This is a genomic window from Synechococcus sp. R55.4, from assembly GCF_047461935.1.
Lineage (GTDB): Bacteria > Cyanobacteriota > Cyanobacteriia > Thermostichales > Thermostichaceae > Thermostichus.
The window spans coordinates 15,925-36,930 of sequence record NZ_JANSIF010000009.1; the positions used below are offsets into that span (position 1 = coordinate 15,925).

Consider the following 21,006-nt stretch of genomic DNA (forward strand, 5'->3'; position numbering starts at 1 on the left):
TCCCCCGCTCCTGAGCTTGAGGAGCTGGTCAAAGACTGTAGATCTGCCCATCCATGAGCAGATGGGTGATGCCTTTCTTTTGCAGTTGGGTGCGCACAATCTCCAGAATGTAGCCGGGAAACTGGATTACCCGGTAGGGTGGGTAGGTGTTGCTGCCCCGACGGCTCATTTCGGAAAAGCGGCGGGCCACCTTGTGGCTGTCGAAAATCGGCAGCGTATTGGCGTTATCCATCCCTTCGATGGGCAGGGATCCCGAGCCAAAGAATTCTTTGAGAGGGCGGGTGGTCAGTTCTTGGTAGCGGTCAACAACGACATAGCAGGTTTCCGGTAGGGTGAGCTCTTCCAGGGGTAATACCTGAATTTGATAGCTGGGATCGGTGAGGGGATCCTCTTCTGGCCCATCTTCATCTTCTAGGAGATAGTCAGGGTCGTCCTCATCCTCGTCTTCGAGGTCACGGTCTTCTTCGGTCTCTTCCTCATCCTCTTCCCCGACATCCTCCACATCTTCCTGAAGCTCAGCCGCCAACTGCAGTTCTTCTGGGGGCAGTTTTGGCAGAGACTCTGTTCCAGCGGTGTTATCCTCGCCTTCGTCGTTTGCGTTCGGCTGCAGCGAGGGAGATGAAAAAGGCAGCTCCGGCTCCAGCGGCAAAATCTGCTGCTCTGGGGCTGGGATCCTGCCAACAGCAACTTTTTCCCCCATGTCTTTGCGGCGGGCAGCCGAGCGTTTGAGATGGATCAACCGCTGATACTCATCGGCAGCGATATTTTCCTTCAACACGCGGGTGATGGTGGTGATGCTCACCTGAAATTGCTCCGCCAATTCGACGGCGGTCGCTGCTGAGCCGCGGTAGGCGCTAACAATTTGCTGTTGTTCTTGCTCTGAAAGTTTGCTGCGAGCCATCCCAGATCACCCAATCCAAAAACCGAAAAAACTGAAGAGGATCCTTAGCCAGCGGCGGTTGCCCCGCACACCCGGCTGAGGCCGGCAGCCAGCTGCTCCCGCTCCAGCCCCTTGCCGATCAACACAATTTTGGACAGGCGGGGCTCATCGGGATCCCAGTCCCGTTCCAGAAAAAGGGTTTGCCGCTGGCCCACCTGATGAAAGATAACCCGCTGCGGCTCATCCACAACCCACAGCACCCCCTTGGCGCGAAAAAGGGTCTCGGGCATGTCTTGTAGCCAATCGCGAAAAGCCGCCAAATCCAGCGGCTGCTGCAGTTGAAAGCTCACCGATTGGATCCCGTCTTCCTCGAGGTGATGGCTATGGTGGGCCTCAGTCTCTGCATTGGGGAGCCTGGGATCCCACAATTCCGGACGAAAGGCATGCACATCCAAGATGCGGGCCAAGGGCACCTGGGCATGGGTGGTGAGCAGGCAAGGGGCAGCGGGGTTGTAGCGGCGCAGATCCAGAAGGATCCGCTCTCGTTCGGCTTCGTCGATCAAATCCACCTTATTGAGCAACACAATGTCGGCACTGCCGATCTGGTGGGCGGCGGTTTGCGAGCGCTGGAAATTGCGCCAGTATTCGGCACCGTCAACCAAGGTCACCACGCCATCCAGGCGCAACTCCTCATGAAAGACCCTCTGCACAAATAGCTCGGTCACCTGCCTGGGATCCGCTACCCCACTGGTTTCCACCACCAGGTAATCCAACGCCTGGGCACGCTGCAGCAGCTCTCGGGCTGCCTGTTCAAAATCTTCTCGCACCGTGCAGCAGAGGCAACCATTGTTGAGCTGCATCAGCCCCCCCTCGGGCATGTTGACCAACTCGCCATCGATGGAAATCTCGCCAAACTCGTTGAGGATAACCCCAATGCGCAACCCATGCTCCTCTTCCAAGATGCGCTTGAGCAGCGTGGTTTTGCCACTGCCCAAAAAACCTGTCAAAATCGTCACCGGAAGCTGAGCTTTCATATCAGGTGAGGCTGAACTGACAAGCGGCCAACAAACCCTTCTCTTAAGTTCCCCAGAAGCTCTACTAGCTTAGCTTTAGGGTTGGCTCTCCAGGATCTGGACAAGGGGAAACGACCGCTCCCACCCAAATTAGATCCTCTAACCCATCAACTAGTTATCCAACTATTTATTTATATTATTTATTTATTAATGTCCTCTGGGCGTTGGGGCAGACTCTCTCCTGAGGATCCCTGGGGACGAATGAGCTCGATCGGCAGGCCATCGGGATCGGCGATGAACGCCACTTCATAGACCTGGCCCCCAATTTGCTGGAGCTGGGGCGGCAGCAGCAGGGTAAGGGGCACTTGCGCTCGCAAATGTTCTAGGTAGTTGGCCAGGGATCCCCATTCGGGGCCCACCTCAAAAGCGGGGTGATAGTAGCCCACATAGTGGGGATCCCCAAAGGGATCCGGGGCAGGATGGGGCTGCGGCACTTGCATCAGCTCCAAACGCCCCCAGGGGCCGCGCATCCAGCAGGCCAGCGTGATCCCGGCAGTAAAGCGTTCTTCCACCGCAAAGCCCAGCCCCTCGTAAAAAGCGATGGAGCGGAAGATATCGGCGGTGCGAATGGAAAAATGGTGTAGTTTCATCGTCCTGCAAAGCAGCCAGATGGGGCCAGACCGCTCGGATCATCGCCGATGACGGCTGGTCAAGCGCAGGTAGACTTGCTACGCTCCAGAAAAGTAGGCTGTCTATCTTAAGCACCTCTTGCAGTGTATGCTGGCCCGCCCAATCCTTGGGGCGGGAAATGCGACAACCTAAGCCGATTGCTGCCAACCTCAATTATGCCTAAGCTGGTCATTGTCGAATCTCCCACCAAAGCCCGTACCATCCGTGGGTTCTTGCCTGCGGGGTATGAGGTTCAGGCCTCGATGGGACATGTGCGGGATCTTCCCGATTCGGCATCTGAAATTCCAGAAGAATTGAAAGGAGAAGAGTGGAGCCGCCTGGGGGTCAATGTCCACGCCGACTTCGAGCCCCTCTACGTCATCCCCAAGGACAAAAGAAAGGTGGTCAAGGAGCTGAAGGAAGCGCTCAAGAAGGCGGACGAGCTGATCCTGGCCACCGACGAAGACCGCGAAGGGGAAAGCATTAGCTGGCACTTGCAGCAGGTGCTGCAACCCAAAGTGCCCACCCGCCGCATGGTGTTCCACGAGATTACCCGCGAGGCCATTCAGGAGGCGCTGCAAAACTGCCGTGAGGTGGATGAACAACTGGTGCGTGCCCAGGAGACCCGCCGCATCTTGGATCGCCTGGTGGGCTATACCCTGTCGCCGCTGCTGTGGAAAAAAATTGCCCCCAAACTCTCGGCAGGGCGGGTGCAGTCGGTGGCGGTCAAGCTTTTGGTGGATCGAGAGCGGGAGCGGCGCGCCTTCAGAAAAGCCTCCTACTGGGATCTCAAAGCGGAGCTGCAGCCCAAAACGACCGTCGCCGGCCAGCAGGCTGTCTTTCCAGCAGAGCTGGTGAGCTTGGGTGGCAAACGCCTGGCCAATGGGCAAGACTTCGATCCCAGCACCGGCCAGCTCATTGCCGGGCGGGATGTGGTGTTGTTGGATCAGGCCCAGGCCGAGGCCCTGCGGGATCGCTTGCTGGGAAAAGCCTGGATCGTCAGCTCTGTGGAAGAGCGCCCCTCCACCCGCAAACCTGCCCCTCCCTTTACCACCTCCACCCTGCAGCAGGAGGCCAACCGCAAGCTGCACCTGTCGGCCCAGCAGACGATGCGCATTGCCCAAAAGCTCTACGAAGAGGGCTACATCACCTACATGCGCACCGATTCGGTCCACCTGTCGGAGCAGGCCATCCGCGCTGCCCGCGCCTGCGTGGAGTCGATGTACGGCAGAGAATATCTCAGCCCCGAGCCCCGTCAGTACACCACCAAAACCAAAGGGGCGCAAGAAGCCCACGAGGCCATTCGTCCTGCCGGATCGGAGTTTCGCCTGCCCAGCCAAACCCCCCTCTCCGGCCAGGAGCTGGCCCTCTACGACCTGATCTGGAAGCGCACCGTCGCCAGCCAAATGGCTGAGGCGCGGCAGACCCACACCATCGTACTCATCGCCGTAGACGATGCGGTGTTCCGGGCCAGCGGCAAGCGCATCGATTTTCCCGGCTTTTTCCGCGCCTATGTGGAGGGATCCGACGACCCAGAGGCGGCTTTGGAAGATCGGGAGGTGCATCTGCCTCTGTTGCGGCAGGGGGATCCCCTCCGCTGCCGGAAGCTGGAACCCGTTGCCCACGAAACCCAGCCTCCAGCCCGATATACGGAAGCCTCCTTGGTCAAGGTGTTGGAAAGTGAGGGTATTGGCCGCCCCAGCACCTACGCCACCATCTTGAATACGATCATGAGCCGTGGCTACGTCAGGTCGATGGGGAATGCCCTCGTGCCCACCTACACAGCTTTTGCAGTCACCGAGCTGCTGGAAAAATACTTTCCCAACCTGGTGAATACCCGCTTCACCGCCGAGATGGAGCAAACGCTGGACGACATTGCTTCTGGACAGGCGGAGTGGCTGCCCTATCTGCGCCATTTCTTCTTGGGCGAGCAGGGTCTCGAGGGACAGGTGAAGGCGCGCGAGCTGGAAATTGATTCCGGCCTGGCCCGCTCCATCCATCTGGAGAACCTGCCTGTCAAGATCGGCATTGGCCCCTATGGCCCCTATGTAGCAGTTGAAACTGAGTCCGGAGAGGTGCGCGCCAACCTGCCGGAGGATATTCCCCCCGCCGATCTGAGCCCAGAACACATTGCGGAGCTAATCCAGCGGAAGCAGGAAGGCCCCAAGCCCATTGCCTTTCACCCGGAAACCCAAGAGCCCATCTACGTGATCCCGCAGGGCCCCTATGGCCCCTATGTGCAGTTGGGGGAAGTTTCTGAGGACAACAAAAAACCCAAGCGCACCTCTCTGCCCAAAGGGCTGAAACCGGATCAGGTTACGCCAGAGATTGCCTTGGGGTTGCTGAGCTTGCCCCGCACCTTGGGGGAACACCCGGAATCGGGGAAAAAGGTGCAGGCCGGCATTGGCCGCTTCGGCCCCTACGTGGTCTGCGATGGCGATTTCCGCTCTCTGCCCGCCGATGAGGATGTGCTGACCATCAGCCTGGAGCGGGCGCTGGAGCTGCTGGCCCAGCCCAAGAAAGGCCGTGGGCGCGCCTCGGCCAAGCCGCTGCGGGAGCTGGGATCCCATCCTGAGGATGGTGAGCCGGTCAATCTGCACGACGGCCCCTACGGGCTGTATGTCAAACATGGCAAGGTCAATGCCTCTTTGCCCAAAGGGATCCCTGCCGAAGCGGTTACCCTGGAAATGGCCCTGCAGGTGCTGGCTGAAAAAGAAGTCTCTTCTGCAGAGGTCAAGGGGAAAAGCCGCTCGACCGGCAAAGCGGGCTCCTCGGTCAGTAAAACCCAAGCCAAAACTGCCTCCAGCAGCCATACAGCCCAGCAGGCCGGAAATGCTGTGCCGCAGAAGCGGCGTAAAGCGCAAACCACTTCCACCGGCAGCGGGATGGCCAAAGAGCCGCAAGCCCAAGCGAATGGGTCAGCCCAGGTGGGATCCCGTCCCACCATTGTGAAGATCACCCCCAAAGCCCCCGCCTGAGGTCAGCTTCTTGGGGTGCGATGGCCCAAGGTCGCCTGCTCAAGGTGGCTCAGGGATCGGCTATGTAGCAGCTTTGCTGACGAAACAACTGCTCCAAGGGCCGCAAGCAGCGGCCACAGCGGCTTCCCGATTGGCAATGCACCCGCATCGCTTCTGCAAACGGCAAGGGATCCTGCTGCTGGCGCTTGGGAATCTGGGCGTGTTCCAGCTCACTGCAGTAGCAGTAGGCAGGATGGCGACGATGGGGGTGTGCAAGGGACACGGGAGTAAATGAGAGTTGGAGTCGGGGCCAACAGCCTTCAGCTCAACGTTATCACCTGGGTGCCGGGGAAGTAGTGATTGAGGATTTGCGGCGCTGTGTAGCCCTGCTCGGCCAAGCCGCGGGATCCCCACTGACACAGTCCCACCCCATGCCCGGCTCCGCGATAGGTAAAAAGGTACACTTCCTGCTGGCCGGCCTTTGGCTGGAGACGTTCCCACGTGAAGCGGTTGCTGGGGAGGATCCCCCAACCCAGGGTTTGGCCAAGGCGCAGCACAAACTCTTGGCCAGTCAACAGTTGGGATCCAACGCGGATGCGCACAGGGCGACCCCAGGGATCCGACTGCACAATCTCCAGATCGCCGTTGCCCAAGGCTTGCTCCAACTCCCGTCGGCTGAGTCGGACGCTGTGAGGGCCATAGAAAGGAGAGGCACGACACCCGTCACAGATCACCCCTTGTAGGTAGGGGCGGGCGGGTGGGGCAAAAATATCCTGATTGGCGCTGGTGTGACCGCCGCAGGTGGAGTGAAACAGAACCTCTATCGGCTGGCCGGCATGGGTTAGGATCTGCCCTCGGGTTGCCTGCACCGCAGCAGTGGTCGCCGCCGTTTCATAGGCCAGGCCACCATAAAACTGGTGGGCGGTGGAATCCTGCAATAGCCTTATCGAGGTAGAGGGCCATTCTCTTCTGGGGCCGGGGTGCAGATGGGGAATGGCCAAAGTGCGGGCCAAGATGGCTTGCGCCTGCAAGGCGGCGGCTGGCCAATCGGCAGGCATTTCGCTGGGCACCAAAGCCAGCAGATAGTCTTCCAACTTGACCCAGTTCACCAGATGCAGGCGACCTGAACCCTCCGGGCAAATCTGTACCCAACCCCGATAGCGACGCTCCTCCCCTGCGAAGGGGCGCAGGGCTCCCCCCTGTAGCCAAAGGGATCCCTGGTAGCGACGAGGCTGTCCCGGCCCGGTCAGCAGGAGCTCTTGGCGGCGCACCTGTAACTTCCAGGCACCTGTTGGAAAAGGCTGCTGATTCAAAACAAAAGGGCCAACCAGCTCCAACTCGGCCAAGGGATCCGCACTCCAGCGGCTGAACAGCTCCACGGCCAGCCAATCTCCGCGCCCGGACGTTTGGGCCTGCCGAGAGCCTCCCCAAACAGCCCACAGGGATCCCAGCACCATCGCCCCCAACTGTCGTCGCCGCATAGGCCCCATCCGGGCATCCTCTATCGATAGACCATTCCCCCAGAAATACTGTCAAGATGAGCTGGCCAGCAAAGGATCGTATCCCAGTTGCTGGGTAAGCCGGGCGCGGGCCAATTCCCGATATTCCCAAAAGTGTTCTCCTGCAGCGCAGAGGCCCAAATATAGGTTCAGCAGGCTCGGTTTCTGTCGCCAAATCGTCCATAGCTGCCGCCAAAATTGGGCGCGGATTTCGGGATGAAGGATCCCTTGCCGCCAGATGAGTTGTAGAAGCAGATGGATCCCTTTGCGGAGGGGCAGCTTCATCATTTGCCGTCGGCCATCTTTGATGCCGATATTCAGGCACTGTTGCAGGCAGCGAGACAAATATCGTGCAGGATCATACAGTTTCCAAAAACTTTCCAGATACTCTCGGGCAATCTCCGATAGAGAACGGGTGGGAATGAAATTCATCAGCGTATTTTGATCGCCGAACTCAGTAACGCCGATCCCTTCCAGCAAACGTTCCTCCTTCTTCAAGCGATTCCAGAGTTGCGTGTTTGGCAAAGCCTGTAAAATGCCTAACATCGGCTGAGGAATACCGGTTTGCTCGACAAAAGCCTGGATGCGATCCCCTGCTCCTGGCCGCTCTCCATCAAAGCCTAGAATAAACCCAGCGTAGATCAGCAGTCCGGCCTCGTTGATCTTGCGACAGGCTTCCACCAAAGGGTGACGGGTATTTTGTAGCTTTTGAGTCATCTGTAAGCTGTCTTGGTCTGGGGTCTCAATGCCCAAAAAGACAGCATAGAACCCCGCTTCTACCATCAACCTCATCAGCTCTTCGTCTTCCGCCAGGTTGACTGAAGCCTCTGTCATAAAGGTAAATGGATAGTTGCGCTTTTGGCTCCAAGGGATCAGCTCTCGTAAAAATCGCTTGACGTTGCGCTGATTGCCGATAAAATTGTCATCCACCACAAATACCGAACCCCGCCAACCCAAGTCATAGAGAGCTTGCAGCTCGGCTAGCATTTGACTTGGCTCTTTGGTTCTCGGCTTGCGTCCGTAAAGAGAGATGATGTCGCAAAACTCGCAATTGAAGGGGCAACCTCGTGAAAACTGGACTGACATCATGAAGTATTGATCCATACGCAGCAGATCAAACCTCGGCAAAGGACTTTGGGTTACATCCGGTTTTTCCGCAGCCCGAAAAATGCCCGACTCTTGCCCAGCTTCTAGAGCCTTGACAAAGGCCGGTATGGTCACTTCCCCTTCATCCAAAACCAAATAGTGAGCACCGGATTCCAGGGCATCCTGTGGCACAGAAGTTGGATAGGGTCCGCCCACCGCTACTTTTTTGCCCAACTGCACCGCTTTGCGAATGAGGGCGTGGAAATCCTGCTTCTGCACCAACATGGCTGACAAGATCACTAGATCGCACCACTGCCAATCGGCTTCTGTTTCATCAGCTACATTGCGATCCACAAAGCGAATCTCCCAGTGTTGGGGTAGCAGAGCAGCAACGGTGATCAAGCCCAGAGGTGGCATTAGCGCTTTTAGTCCCACCATCTCGATGGTGCGATTGTAAGACCAGAACGATTGAGGAAAACGCGGATAGAGCAGCAATGCCTTCATACCGACCAGCTCCTAAATCCCAGCGTAATTGATTTCATCCTCGCCTTTTTCCCATTCGTTTTTATTGATTAGGCAATCCTACAAGTGGCCTTGAATAAAGCTGCTGTAAAAACTTTTCGGTATGCTTACCCGTAGTACCTTCTTTGGGTTAGTAGTTTACAGGTTTTGTGCAGGTTTCCTATGGAGAAGCTTGTGATTCTTGAGCAGCGATTGAGCAGGTAGGGCCAAGAGAGTGCAGTTGCCGATGACTTCAAAGGACGGCTGCCACCGGGTAGCGTATTGACGTTCTCCCAGCCTACTCTTCAGGAAGCCTCTCTGGATGACTATCTAACCAAGGATCTGAGCTGAGCCTTAAAAGTTACTGAAGAGATTGCTCACTGAATAACTGAATAAAGTGTTGCCGCAATTCTTTCGAGAACAGCAATATCAACCCTGGCCCTTGGCAGCTCCAGACAGAGTCAGTTCTGCACACCTTGCTCGAAAACCTGCTGAACCAAGCCACTGACGATGGAAAGTACAATCGCGCCGACGAACGCCCAACCGAAGTTATCGATATTGAAAGCGTTCCCGGCCAGCTTATCGGCAATGACCAAGCAGATGCCGTTCAAAATTAGCCAAAACAAGCCCAGGGTAAGAATTGTAATCGGCAGGGTGATCAACCGGAGAATCGGCCTGACCAAACCATTGACCAGACCAATGGCCAGAGCCGCCACCAAAGCACCCCCGAATCCAGAGACGTGGATTCCGGGCAAAAGCCAAGCCAGGATCATTACACTCAAGGCTGACATCAGCCAGGTGGCCAAAAGAGTTGCCATGCTCCCTCCTCTGCCCTGATGGGGCCGCGATTTTGCCCTCTATGCTAGCCGATCTGCTCAGGGATCCCTTGCGCAGAAACCTCTTCAGGGCTGTAAGTTTGCAGGGCCAAAGCATGAATGCTCCGCCCCATGTGTTCCGCCAGAGCGGCATACACCAGGCGATGTCGCTGTAGGGTCGTTTTGCCGACAAACGAAGGCGACACTACTTGAACTCGGTAGTGCCCTCCTGTCCCGCCCCCGTGGCCGATGTGAAGGTGGGACTCATCCTCCACCTGCACATGAAGAGCCTGCAGCTTCTCAGTCAGGTGCTGCCGAAGGTATTCGGGGGTAAGCATGGCAACCCTTCTGGATGAGATGGGATCCCTTAAGATTGAGCCGTGGCCTTAGCAAAGGCTGCCTCGACCAGCGGACGCAGCTCGTTGCGGGCGTGCATCTCTTGGATGATGTCGCAACCGCCCACAAACTCTCCATCAATATAGATCTGCGGGATAGTAGGCCAGTTGGAAAACTCTTTAATCCCCTGGCGGATCTCAGGATCCTCGAGTACGTTAATCGCCGTGTAGGGGAAGCCCAAACTATCCAGCACACGAACGGCGGCATAGGAAAACCCACATTGGGGCATTTCCGGGGTGCCCTTCATGTAGATGAGCACCTTGTGGGTGCGGATTTGCTCACGGATTTTCTCTTCCAAAAGGGGATCCAGCATGGTGTTCAACCACTATAGCGACAACAGCCGATAGGCAAACCGACATCCTATCGAGATCTCATTTTCGTTCACTTCTAACATACTTGGCACTCTCCCCACGGCTAGGCCGAGGGATTCTTTTTCGCAATCACCAGTACCCCCATCATGCCCCACGCTAGGGGGTAGAACTTGGCACTGGCAAACCCTGCCTGCAGGGCCATTTGTCGTTGCTCTTCTCCAGAGGGAAAGCGATCTAGGCTGGGATCAATGTAGGCATATTCGGATCCTAGTCCCAAAGTTTTGGCCTGGGCAACCACCTGAGTGTTCAAGTACCAGCGCTGAAATTGTTCGCAAAGAGGGATCCCTGTGGGGCGGTGAAAATCCAAAATGGCGGCACGACGTCCTGGCTTCAGTACTCGCCTAATCTCTCGCAAGGCTTGGGGAATATCGGTTACATTGCGCAAGCCGTAGCCCATTGTAATGGCATCGAAGCTACTGTCGGGAAAAGGTAAGGCCAAGGCATCTCCCAAAACCCACTCCAGGGAGTAGCCAGGGAAGAGCCGGGAGCGACGCCGGGCAATCGCCAGCATGGCGGGAGAGAAATCTAGGCCCACCACATGTCCCCTTCGTCCTACTCGGCGGGCCAACTGCAGAGCCAGATCACCGGTTCCACAGCACAGATCCAGCACATATCCTCCTGAGCTGGCGCCCGACCAACGCACGGCCATACGCTTCCAAACCTGATGGAGGCCCAGGCTCAAGGTTTGGTTGAGGGAGTCATAGTGGGGAGCAATGCGGTCAAAAAGCGCTCGGATTTCCTCAGGCTGTTCAAAGGTTGGGCTAGGCACCTCTTCTCAACTCCACCTCATGTTCCCCGTACAAACTTTGTTGCTCCTGTTGCTCCGCAACGCTACGTGACCGGATCTGTGGTCTGAAGCTAAAGGAAGAGGGGTGTTACGGCGGCACTGGGATCCCACTGGCTCCCACTCGGTGGCGGCGGCTGGGGTAATCAGCCAAACTCAGGGACAGGGATCGGGATCCGGCTAGGCTCGAGGCTGGGATGCGGATGGTTCCCTGGAAGACTTGGCTATTGGGGGGCAGCTCCCCCGGCAAACCCTGGGTGAGCGCGTTGATTGACCGTCCATTGTCGTCAGTAATGTTCAGGAAGCTATAGAGAAAGCGCACCGTCTCTGCCGAGTTGTTTTGCATAGCTACATTCAGAACCACTTGGCTTCCCTCGCGACGAACCGAAAGCACCTGCATAGAGACCTGTCCACCGGCGGCAATTGGTAGGGGGGGCGGAGGTGGTGTGGGCGCCGGCGGGGCAGGAACTCCGTCCTGCTGACGCGGACGGGGAGGTGGAGGAGATGGAGTGGCGGGGCGAGGAGTTGGCGACGGGGCCGCCGCCAATTCAGGAGACAATCTGGGGGTGGGTGTTGCAACCGGCGTGGGTGCTGGGGTAAAGAGGGGGGTGGGAGTTGGGGACGGACGAAGGCTGGCTTCGGCTGCTGCAATTACCTCAGCCTCGTTCAGCAAAGGCACAGTACGGGGATCCCGAACTTCGCGGGAAGGAGAAGCCCGACCGGCGCCGGTGACGGGAGAAGAAACCCCCGATAGAGCTCGCTGACCAAATAGGTAGCCCAGACAAGCACTCAACACCGTTGTGAAGAGAAACGCGCTCAGCCAGAACAGCACCCCCGAGAATGTGGAGGCGAACTCCTGAGACGGTTTGGCCAGTCTACGCAAAGGCTGTTAACTCCTGCTGCTAGTTCGCTTTCCTATGATACGAAAGTGACAGAGAAGCTAGGGGTTCTCGACCGGGGCAGAGTTTTTGCGCTGTTGCTCATGGGCCTGTAGCGGGGCGCTGTCTAAGTTGGGCAGCCGCTCCCCCAGCCACCAACCCGGATCTTCCCAGCTCAGGGATCCCAGCCATTTCCCGGCCCGATCTGCCAAGACCAAGCCCAACAAAACGGGAGCAGTGGTGATCCCCAGCGCTAGGCTGAGCCAGAGCGGTTGAGCAGATCGAAAAGAGGCCGAAGCAGCCTTTTGTTCAGGCGGAGATATTGGCTTGGGATCTGTCATGGTCGAGCTTTTGAGCCTGAAGTACAGTCAGGTTATTCGAGATTGTTTTTTCAAGCGTAACCAACTCTCATCTTAGCCTGCGGGGAATTTCTCAAGTAGTTTCAAACAGCAAGAAGGCTTTGCTTGATCTGAGAAAGCCCTGACATTGCTTCCTGATCTAGTGGCCGACAGAGAAGAGGTGCTGCCTGGCGTATGGCTTCAAGGGGCCAATCCCACCAAGCAAGTTGGATAAGCCACTCGATCACTTCAGGTGCAAAACGGTAGCGAACCACCCTCGCTGGCACGCCCGCAACAATGGCATAAGGGGGGACATCTCGAGTTACCACAGCACCCATTCCAACAACTGCTCCATTTCCAATGGTTACCCCCGAGCGAATCTTAGCGCCATAGCCAATCCAAACATCATGGCCAACAACAATATCTCCGCGAGTTACAGGGTGCCCTTTCAAAGCACGAAGCTCTCGCCAGGAATCAGGTAAATGGGTGAAAGGGTAAGTAGTAACCCAGTCAGTATGGTGCTCGTACCCTACGAAAAAATGCACCCCTCCTGCAATCGAAGTGCAACGTCCAATCTTGACGCGGGATGACTCTCCCATCCAATGAAGGAAAAACTCATATCCGTAGCTTAGGGAGCCAATCGTGAGCAGAGGAAAAGGCTCTAAACCGACGTGAGCAAAATAGGTTTTCTCTTCCAGCTGGGCAGCGTGCTCGATTCGGATGGGCATAGAGATTCAGCCTCAGGATTGACCGGGTACCACTCGGCTGAGGACTTCAGCAGGCTGTTGTCGAGGTTAGACTCAAACGTCAGTGGATTTCCATTCTACCCAATGGCGATTGTGCTGATCTGCGGCCCTGTGCGCTCTGGCAAAAGCCGGCTGGCAGAGGGTTTGGCTGCGGCTTCGGGCTTGCCGGTTATCTACCTGGCTACCGGGCCGAAACCCGATCCCAAGACGGATCCAGAATGGGCAGAGCGCGTTCAACAGCACCGGCAACGGCGGCCTTCCAGTTGGCAGACTTGGGAAACCGGGAGGGACTTGGGGGCAGAACTGCAAAAGTTGCCCCAGCCCTGTTGTGCGCTGGTGGATTCGCTGGGGGGATGGGTGGCGCAGGGCCTAGACTGTCCCTCTTCAGAATGGGATCCCTTGGTGCAATCCTTCTTGGCAACCTTGCAAAGCCATAGAGGGGAGATCCTCCTGGTGTCTGAAGAGGTGGGCTGGGGGGTGGTGCCCGCCTATCCTATGGGGCGGCGCTTTCGGGATCGGATGGGGGAACTGACCCAAAGGCTGGCTCCCCTGGCCGACCAAGTGTTTTTGGTAACGGCAGGTTTTGCCCTGGATCTCACCCGTCTAGGGATCCCAGTGGCGAGCAAGACAGAGCAGAGCTGAGATAAGCTGCATTTGCAAGCCAGATAGCTGTGTTGCTGTGCCGATTACCCTCTACCTTCCTGCCAAGGCCATTCAAACTCTGGATCTCACCCCCGGCCATGAGCTGGTGAAAACCTTGATGGCCGATCCCGTGCGTGCTGCCCAGCAGGTGCAATGCGCCATCGATTGGCCGCGCAGCCCTGAGGATCCACGGGAGCTGTCCGAGATCCCGGAGGTGCGCCTGTGGTTTATTCGGTGGGATACGGTCTACCCCTGGATGCCCTACTTCCTCAGTTGGCGTCAAGGAGAACTGGCCCGTTACGCGGCTATGATGGTGCCCCACCAATTCAACCCTCGGGAGGGCATTGTTTACAACCCAGAAGCGTTGGAGATCTTCGTCTATCAGAAGATCTTTGTGTTGATGCGGTGGTTCAAGCAGCAGAACCTGGGATCCGCCTCTATGCTGCGGGATATGGCTTTGGTGTTTGGCTTCGAGATCCAGCCGGAGTTTCTCGCCCTGTGGGAGGCAGAGCCATGAAGGTGATGGTGGCCGACACCTGGCCAGGGATCCCGGGAGCTACGGCAGTGGCCGACGCTTGGCAGCAGGTGGTTCAACGCCCTTGGGGCCGGCTCAGTGTGGATCCCACCCCTTCGGAAGCTCAGCTAAAGGCCCTCTGGCAACAAATCTCCGAGTGGGCAGGAGAAAAAGATCCCCTACTGGTTTTGCCGGGCAGCGTTGCCGATCCCCTGGGGCCAGGCCAAACTTGGGCGGATCTAGCCCATGCGTGGGGGTTGAGCTTGCTGTTGACGTTGCAACGGGAGGCCGCCCTGAGCCAAGGTGCTGCTTTTGCCGCCCTGTTACGCCAAGCCAGGGCCCGTGGTTTGGGATGGGTGCTGATTGGATCCCTGACCGAAACTGGGGATCCCCAAGCCTTGGAAAAGCTGGATGCAACTTTGATCCCGCGCCTGGAAGCCCAAGTAGGAATGCCGGTGTTGGGGAGAATGGCTCTTGATGGGCAGATCCTTTGGGATCCAGATGCCCTGCTGCTCTGCAATGCTGGTAAAACCATTTTCAATCTGGCCGGAGCGGATCCTGCTAGAAGCGGGTCTCAAACTCGATGGAAATGACATTGTTGCCCTCAAAATCGGTACTGGCGCGGGTGAGGGTTTGCTCGTTGAAGCGGTAGCGGGCGCTGTAGCGGGTGGGCTGGAAGGGATCCGTCAAGTTCCGCTGCAGCGAGAGGGAAGTGGCCGGCCCCAGATCTCGGGCCACCTCCAAGGCCAGCCCCACTGAAGAACGGTTGGGAGCGCGGGTATCGATCTGGGGGATGGGGCTGAGGCGAATTTCATCCAGGCCAAGGGTATCCCGCAGAGCTTCCTGCAGCTCGCTGAGCAGGGCCGTTCCCGCCAGCCCGGCCACCCCTGCCTCTGGATTGAGTTGGGCCAAAGCCGTTCCCCCCAACAGGGCGACGATCTCTTCCGGGGAGCGGCTGGGGCTGCTGGAAAGGGACAGAACTCCATTGCGGGGATCCGCCTCGGCAAGTTGGCTGGCCCGCCCGTTGACCGTGGCAAAAATATCGATGCTCTGCTGGGATCCCGGCAGGTTGCGGTTGGTGTCGAAGGGGGAAAGATCTTGGGGGAAGCGGTACACCTCGAAGGCTTGGGTCATCAAGCGCAGGTTCAGGAAGGGATCGAAGGGGTTGTCCAAGTCGAAGGTGGCGGTGTTGGGGCGGGAGCGATCCAAGCGAAAGTTGGCGATGGGCAGGCTGACCCGGCCTCGCTCCAGAGTGATGGTGCCTGCCGGGCGCGGATCTTGGGGGGTGCCGAAAAGGCGCAAGGTGCCGGAAGCATTGAATTCAAACAAGTTAGGCCGCTGCACCCGGATCCGGGATCCCAAGGCCAGCTCCAGCCCATTCAACCGCGGCTGCCAAAAGGGTAGGGCTGTCGCGAACGTCGGCGGTGCAGAGTCCTCAGCCGCCTCTGTTGCGGTGGGTGGCTCAGGGCGAGGGCTTACATCCACAATCCCCTCGGAAACCTCTAAACGACCTTCAATCAACGGTCGCAGGAGCAGCCCCCCCACCACCACTTCTCCTTCCAGGCGGCCCGTGTAGAGATTGGGCAAGTTCAGGCGGATCCCTTGGAGCTGCAGACTCAGCGGCTGCAGAGCTTCTCCTTCTTGCAAAGCTCCGCGAGAGTTGATGGGCAAAACGCCTCTGGCCACCAGGGATCCCTCCCCCAACTGTCCGCGCAGCTCCTGGACTTGCAGTTGATTGAGGTTAAAAGCAATCTGGCCTGTCAGGTCGGTAATGGGCTCCGGCAGGGCTGCCAGCTTGAGGATCCCCGAGTTGACGCTCAAGTTCCCCTGCAGGCTGGGCTCTCGCAAGGTGCCGCGGATGGCCAGCTCCAGTTGGCTTTGGCCGCCTTCCCAGCGCACTTGGTCGGTGAGGAGATTGATCAAGCGCAGGCCGCCGTTCTCAGCCTGTAAGCTCAGGTCGATCTGATCCTCTTTGGCTTGAACTTCGGCGAAGGGCAAGGTGTAGGGCACCAAGCCGGCAATGCGGATTGGCTCGTCGCCGTTGGCGAGAAGAGTGCTCTTCAAGCGCAGTTGTCCTTGTTGGTAGTCGAATTGTCCCGCCACCTCCCGCAGGGGCACTTGGTTAATCTGGGCGTTGACCACCGTCAGGGATCCGGTGGCACGGGGATCCCGCAGGTTGCCGGCCAGCTCCACATCCAGGTTGAGATCCCCCTGCAGCTCCAGCTCCTCCGGCAAGAAGCGATCCAGCAAAGCCAGAGGAAATCCTTGAATTTGCAGGGATCCCGACTGTTCCTCTAGGCCCAGCTTGCCCACAAAAAGGGCTTGACGTTCGCCACTGCGCAACCGCAGCGGCTCCAATACCACTGCATCTCCAGCCAGGCTGCCCCTGGCAGTAAGGCTTTCGATGCCAAACTCCTCTGCCTGCCAATTCTGGCCCTCAAGGTAAAAGCTGACGCTAGGCCGGTTGAGGCTGCCGACCAGGCTAACGCTGGCTTGGAATTCCCCTCGCAGACTTGTGGGCGGCGGGAAAGTGCTCCGCACCGCTGACGCGAACAGCGGATCCATGCGGCTGGCCAAGGTCTCCAGGTGGACAGCCAGGATCTGGGCATAGTACTCTAGCTGCTCCAGGAGAGGATGGTTGGGCAAACCAACCGGATCGGTCTCCAACACCGAGGCAGGGCCCAAGGGGGGCAATTGGAAACCCCGGGTGGTGAGGTCGCGCCACTGCCGCCACTTGAAGGCGGAGATGATATCTTCTAGCCGACCTTGATGGGTGCTGATCTCTAGGTCAATTTGGGGAGCGAGAGCCGCCAAGGTGGGATCCAAACCGGCTTGCAGAAGAGTTGCAGGCAGCTCTAAGGTGCCCCTAGCCGTATAGGTGCTCTCGAACAAATCCAGTTGGGCTTGAGCAATGGTCAGCCGGGGAGAGCCGGAGTCGCCCGCAGTCTGGTAGTCAAAATCCACCGAGAAGCCCTGCACTTTCATCCCTCCCCACTGCAGATCCGCTACCGCAGCCCGTCCTTGGGCAGCACCACTCGCCAGGTCAACTGCCACCTCCCCATCGAGGTTCCCCTGTAGGCTGGCCCACGGGCCGGCAGCTAAGCCCCCCAGCAAAGCCAGCGGCAGCCGATTCACCGTCACCTGGAGCTGTTCCTGCTGTCGTTGACCTACTGCCTCCGCCTCCCCTCGCCGGACTTGAAATTGCAAAGGCTGCAACTGGGGATCCAACTGCAGCGCCAGTCGATCCCGCTTCCCCCGCAGATCCACTTCCGTCCCCTGAACAGACCCCTGAAAGGGCCCGGCCAAGTCTTCAAAGGCCACATCTCCCACCTGCAAGCCCCGCAACTGCGCCTTGCCAGTCACCTGCAAGGTGTCCAGAGGTCCGCGGATCTGGCCGGATCCCTGCAGCACTCCTTTCACCAGCGGCGGCAGGCCGGGTACTTCTGCCAGCGTAATCCCGTCGGTGGTAAAGCTCAGATCCAGGGATCCCACCTGCAGCGTCTGGGGATCCAAGGGGATCTGCCCTTCGACCCTGGCCAGGCGAGTGCCACCTGCCAACACCTCCGCCTCCTGGATATGCAGTCCGGATCCCTCCCAAGTCACCTGGCCGCGGATGCCCTCAACCCACTGCCGTCCCCTCGCTCCCAAAGGCTGCAACAAAGCCAGCGACCCTTGCGCCCGCAACGCCCCCAGGAAGCCCACTTCTGCTGCCGCCCTGTCCAGCTGCGCCGTCAGCTCGCCAGAGAGGGATCCCGGCCATTGGGGGTTGAAAAAGGCCAGCGGCACCTCCTGAGGAGCCAACTGCGTCTGGAGCTGTCCCCCCGCCCACCGCCCCGCCACCGCCACCCGGCCTCCGCCCACGTCCAGCACCGCCTGCGGCACCTGCACCACCCAGTCCCGACCCTCCGGCAAAACCTGCAGCTGCCCTCTTCCGGCAATCTCTCCCCCAAGACTTTCCCAGCTGGCCTCCGCCCGCGGTTGGGATCCCGTCAGCGTCACCTGCACTTGCGCGGAAACCGGCCCCACCCAAGGAAGAGCGCCCCGGCGCGGCAAGTCTCCCCCGTAGAAAGCCAGCACCTGCTCCGCATCCATCCCCGTCACCTGCAGTTGGAACTGGCCCGCCAAGCCAGCAGCCCATTGCAATTGGCCGGATCCCTGAATGCGACCCCCCGCCGCCCTTAGGTCGATTGCCTCAAAAGTCAAGGTTTGATCCGCAAAGTGGAAGCCAAAGGCATACTCCGACACCGGCAGGCGATCCACCCGCCCCGGCGAAAGCCCCCGCAACTGTCCCCGAATCTGTGGCCGATCCAAGGGGCCGGTGACCGTTACGGATCCCCCCACCACCCCCTCCACCGCCACCGGCAGGCCAGTCACGTCAAACGTCTCTTGGATCTGCTGCAGGCGGGCCGGCGCTACTTCCGCCTGCAAACCAAACCCCTGTCCTTGCTCCCAGACCACCGGGCCTTTTAGCTCGGCAAAGGAAAGCTGACCAAAGCGACCGCTCACCCCCTCCAGCTCCAACCCCTGCAAGGTAAAGCGAACGGAGCCCTTCACCTCTTCAAAAGGATGGGGCAACCTCTCCAGATCTAGCCGAGCCTGTTGAACCTGGGCCTGCCCCGTCAACTCCAGCGGTTGATCCCGCCGCCAGAGCACCTGGAGATCCAAGCCAGTTTCCCCCTGCACCTCCGCAAAAGGGGCCGCCGGCACCACACTGGGCAAGAGATCCAAAGGCAGACGAGCCGCAGAAAGCGTCACCGAACCGGAAGCCTGGGCAAAATCCGCCACCCCCCTGAGCTGCAGGGGGTACCCCCCCTCCCCCTCCCGAGGGAGCAACCGTGCCGTCGCCTGGAAACTGGCCCGCCCCCCGAAAAGATCCTCCTCTCCTGGCGGGGCATTGTGAGTCAGCCACACCTGCACCTGGCCCTGCAGCCGATCAAACTGGCGTCGCTCCCCCACCAAAGGGATGGCCGTCAGGGATCCCTGGCGCAAACGGATGTTCAGCCCATGCAAGGGCAGGGATCCCTCCCCTTCGGGCAGTTGAAACTGCACATCCGCCCAGCCGCGATCCAGCGTTTCCATCAGCAGCAGTTGCGGCTGGTTTAGGGTAACATTCAGCACCCACTGACCCGTCTGCAGCCAAGTCCAGAAATCAGGGCTGAGGTCGATGGAGCCGATACTGGCCAGATGTTCAACGCGGCTTTCTCCCAAGCTCACCTGCCAGGGGGCCAGAAACCTCACCTCCCCCAATTCCACGCGCCGGCGCATCGCTTGCGAGAGGGTTGCTTCCACCTGCGGCAGCACGTGATCTTGAAGGTAGATCCCTGTTCCCCAGGCGGCACCAAAGGCGGCAGCCGTCAAGCCCAAACCCACCCCAGCTAGAGTGATGGGGGAAAGGTTGAATCGTTGCTGCTGCATCTTTGGATCTTGGTGATCCTCTCCCAACCGCCTACCCCTTAAAAACCTGACAGGCTCCCAAAAGCCATTCGTGCACTGCGGGCCGACCTTGCCGGCACAGTTGCCCCCATCCTACCCAAGGACTCCTGGCTTGCCACGAGGGAACAGAAAGAAGAGATCCCTGCTCCCAGGCGTAATTCCCCCGAAGACCCCGCGGAAAAATACCGTCTCCCGCGGAGAACGGGGATGCTAAGCTATCTCCACACCCGAGATTGAACCCACCCTGGGGCCTCTCTCAGGTGTTCCCTTCTGTCGAGATGGTTGAAAGGAGAAGAGCCATTCCGGAACCCCTATCTCTGACGGTCAGCTTGCGCGGCAGCCGCGAGGCGCTGGAAAACTGCCAGGTCTTTCACCTGACTGGCCTTCTGGATGCCTTTTCCGAGCCGGTCTTTGTTAAGGTGGTCACCAAATACCTGGAAGAGGGATCCCCTAACCTGATCCTGGATTTGACAGGGATCGACTTCATCGACAGCTCTGGCGTCGGCGCCCTGGTGCAATTGGCCAAGCTGGTGCAGGGCCGCGCAGGTATCTTTCAGGTGGTGAGCAACCCCCGCATTACCCAAACGGTGAAACTGGTGCGCCTGGAGAAGTTCCTATCTTTGCGCAACTCCTTGCAGGAAGCCTTGGATCGCCTGAAGGAAGGAAGTACGGGCAGTACAGAGACCGCCTGATACGTAATAAGTATGGGTCTGGGAACCTTTTGGGGGATCAGTGCTGGAGCAGGGGATCCCGACTGGATAACGGTCAAAGCAGCCCGCATCCTCAGCACGGTCAACTGGGTGGCCTGTCCCCAAAATGCTGCCGGCCAGCCGGGCTTGGCCTACCAAATTGTGCGCCCTTGGCTGCGACCGGAACAAACCCTGCTGCCTCTTCATCTGCCGTTTGTCACCCGGTCGGAAGTCCTGCAAGCTGCCTGGCGAGTGGCTGCCCAGCAACTGGCCCCACTCCTAGAAAGGGGAGAAGATGTTGCCTTTATCTGTGAGGGAGACGTGGGCCTCTACAGCACCTTTGCCTACATGGCCCAAGCCCTGCGGCAGCGGATCCCCGCCTTGCCCATCCAGGCCATACCGGGGGTGTGCTCTCCCTTAGCTGCTGCTGCTGCCCTGGGATCCCCCTTGGTGCTCGGCTCCGAGAAATTGGCGATTTTACCGGCTCTGTTTGCCCTCTCGGAACTGGAGCAGGCTTGCGCCTGGGCTGAGGTAGTCGTCCTCATGAAAGTGGCCTCTGTCTACCCTCAGGTTTGGCAGTGGCTGGCCGAAAGAGGTTGGCTGCAACAAGCCAGCTTGGTGGTCTGGGCCGGCTGGCCCCAGCAAACCCTCTTCCCCACCCTGGAAGGACTGGCCGACTACCAGCCCCCCTACTTTTCCCTGCTGATCCTGCGTTCTCGGCCCCGAAATCAAGATTCTCTTAACCTGGAAAACGAGCTACAGCTGGAATGAGTTTTCTAGGATAGGGAATGAGTT

20 protein-coding genes are annotated in these 21,006 nt (G+C 58.7%); 6 read left to right on the forward strand and 14 right to left on the reverse strand.

Annotation, left to right across the window (positions count from 1 at the left end):
• Positions 1-28 precede the first annotated feature (28 nt).
• The 3 genes from NW842_RS03555 to NW842_RS03565 form a co-directional block, all read right to left on the reverse strand.
• Complete coding sequence (locus tag NW842_RS03555; protein ID WP_414342595.1) at positions 29-901, reverse strand: hypothetical protein; 873 nt, start codon at positions 899-901, stop codon at positions 29-31.
• A 44-nt stretch (positions 902-945) separates the two neighbouring features.
• Positions 946-1,914, reverse strand: a complete 969-nt coding sequence (locus tag NW842_RS03560; protein WP_414417485.1) for a CobW family GTP-binding protein — start codon at positions 1,912-1,914, stop codon at positions 946-948.
• Between the two features lie 179 nt (positions 1,915-2,093).
• Entirely contained in the window at positions 2,094-2,543 is a 450-nt protein-coding gene (locus NW842_RS03565) for a VOC family protein (RefSeq protein ID WP_414342591.1), read from the reverse strand.
• Positions 2,544-2,738: 195 nt separating this feature from the next.
• On the opposite strand from NW842_RS03565, the gene topA reads away from it, so the two are divergent.
• Positions 2,739-5,540, forward strand: coding sequence for a type I DNA topoisomerase (gene topA, locus NW842_RS03570; protein WP_414417486.1), 2,802 nt, complete (start codon positions 2,739-2,741; stop codon positions 5,538-5,540).
• A gap of 49 nt (positions 5,541-5,589) precedes the next feature.
• On the opposite strand, the gene NW842_RS03575 is transcribed toward topA, so the two are convergent.
• From NW842_RS03575 to NW842_RS03620, 10 genes are all read right to left on the reverse strand, one after another.
• Positions 5,590-5,802 (reverse strand): hypothetical protein, encoded by a 213-nt coding sequence (locus NW842_RS03575; RefSeq protein WP_414417487.1) that lies wholly within the window; start codon positions 5,800-5,802, stop codon positions 5,590-5,592.
• 37 nt (positions 5,803-5,839) lie between these two features.
• Positions 5,840-7,009, reverse strand: a complete 1,170-nt coding sequence (locus tag NW842_RS03580; RefSeq protein WP_414417488.1) for a SpoIID/LytB domain-containing protein — start codon at positions 7,007-7,009, stop codon at positions 5,840-5,842.
• 42 nt (positions 7,010-7,051) lie between these two features.
• Entirely contained in the window at positions 7,052-8,608 is a 1,557-nt protein-coding gene (locus tag NW842_RS03585) for a B12-binding domain-containing radical SAM protein (protein WP_414417489.1), read from the reverse strand.
• A 458-nt stretch (positions 8,609-9,066) separates the two neighbouring features.
• Entirely contained in the window at positions 9,067-9,423 is a 357-nt protein-coding gene (locus tag NW842_RS03590; RefSeq protein ID WP_414350501.1) for a phage holin family protein, read from the reverse strand.
• A 44-nt stretch (positions 9,424-9,467) separates the two neighbouring features.
• Entirely contained in the window at positions 9,468-9,758 is a 291-nt protein-coding gene (locus tag NW842_RS03595) for a BolA family protein (RefSeq protein ID WP_414417490.1), read from the reverse strand.
• A gap of 29 nt (positions 9,759-9,787) precedes the next feature.
• Positions 9,788-10,126 (reverse strand): Grx4 family monothiol glutaredoxin, encoded by a 339-nt coding sequence (gene grxD, locus NW842_RS03600; protein WP_041437553.1) that lies wholly within the window; start codon positions 10,124-10,126, stop codon positions 9,788-9,790.
• Positions 10,127-10,230: 104 nt separating this feature from the next.
• Positions 10,231-10,956 carry a bifunctional demethylmenaquinone methyltransferase/2-methoxy-6-polyprenyl-1,4-benzoquinol methylase UbiE gene (gene ubiE / locus NW842_RS03605; protein ID WP_414417491.1) on the reverse strand — a complete coding sequence of 242 codons (726 nt, stop codon included), beginning with the start codon at positions 10,954-10,956 and terminating at the stop codon, positions 10,231-10,233.
• Positions 10,957-11,062: 106 nt separating this feature from the next.
• Positions 11,063-11,767, reverse strand: a complete 705-nt coding sequence (locus NW842_RS03610) for a hypothetical protein (RefSeq protein WP_414417492.1) — start codon at positions 11,765-11,767, stop codon at positions 11,063-11,065.
• A 144-nt stretch (positions 11,768-11,911) separates the two neighbouring features.
• Positions 11,912-12,190: a hypothetical protein gene (locus tag NW842_RS03615; RefSeq protein WP_041436124.1), complete on the reverse strand. Its 279-nt coding sequence runs from the start codon at positions 12,188-12,190 to the stop codon at positions 11,912-11,914.
• A 101-nt stretch (positions 12,191-12,291) separates the two neighbouring features.
• Complete coding sequence (locus NW842_RS03620) at positions 12,292-12,915, reverse strand: CatB-related O-acetyltransferase (protein ID WP_414417493.1); 624 nt, start codon at positions 12,913-12,915, stop codon at positions 12,292-12,294.
• A 102-nt stretch (positions 12,916-13,017) separates the two neighbouring features.
• Here NW842_RS03620 and cobU point away from each other — a divergent pair, with 102 nt between their 5' ends.
• Genes cobU through NW842_RS03635 form a run of 3 tightly spaced genes read left to right on the forward strand, consistent with a single transcriptional unit; the run spans position 13,018 to position 14,682 of the window.
• Positions 13,018-13,575, forward strand: a complete 558-nt coding sequence (cobU, locus tag NW842_RS03625; RefSeq protein ID WP_414417494.1) for a bifunctional adenosylcobinamide kinase/adenosylcobinamide-phosphate guanylyltransferase — start codon at positions 13,018-13,020, stop codon at positions 13,573-13,575.
• Between the two features lie 37 nt (positions 13,576-13,612).
• Complete coding sequence (locus tag NW842_RS03630; protein ID WP_414417495.1) at positions 13,613-14,092, forward strand: CRR6 family NdhI maturation factor; 480 nt, start codon at positions 13,613-13,615, stop codon at positions 14,090-14,092.
• On the forward strand, positions 14,089-14,682 hold the full coding sequence (locus tag NW842_RS03635; protein WP_414417496.1) for a hypothetical protein: 594 nt from the start codon (positions 14,089-14,091) through the stop codon (positions 14,680-14,682). The genes NW842_RS03630 and NW842_RS03635 overlap by 4 nt, the downstream gene beginning before the upstream one ends.
• Here the strand turns inward: NW842_RS03635 and NW842_RS03640 are convergent.
• Positions 14,651-19,504, reverse strand: coding sequence for a translocation/assembly module TamB domain-containing protein (locus tag NW842_RS03640; protein ID WP_414417497.1), 4,854 nt, complete (start codon positions 19,502-19,504; stop codon positions 14,651-14,653). The genes NW842_RS03635 and NW842_RS03640 overlap by 32 nt on opposite strands.
• 296 nt (positions 19,505-19,800) lie before the next feature.
• Here NW842_RS03640 and NW842_RS03645 point away from each other — a divergent pair, with 296 nt between their 5' ends.
• Positions 19,801-20,214, forward strand: a complete 414-nt coding sequence (locus tag NW842_RS03645) for an STAS domain-containing protein (protein WP_011433770.1) — start codon at positions 19,801-19,803, stop codon at positions 20,212-20,214.
• A 12-nt stretch (positions 20,215-20,226) separates the two neighbouring features.
• Positions 20,227-20,982, forward strand: a complete 756-nt coding sequence (locus NW842_RS03650) for a precorrin-2 C(20)-methyltransferase (protein ID WP_414417498.1) — start codon at positions 20,227-20,229, stop codon at positions 20,980-20,982.
• The last annotated feature ends 24 nt before the right edge of the window (positions 20,983-21,006 follow it).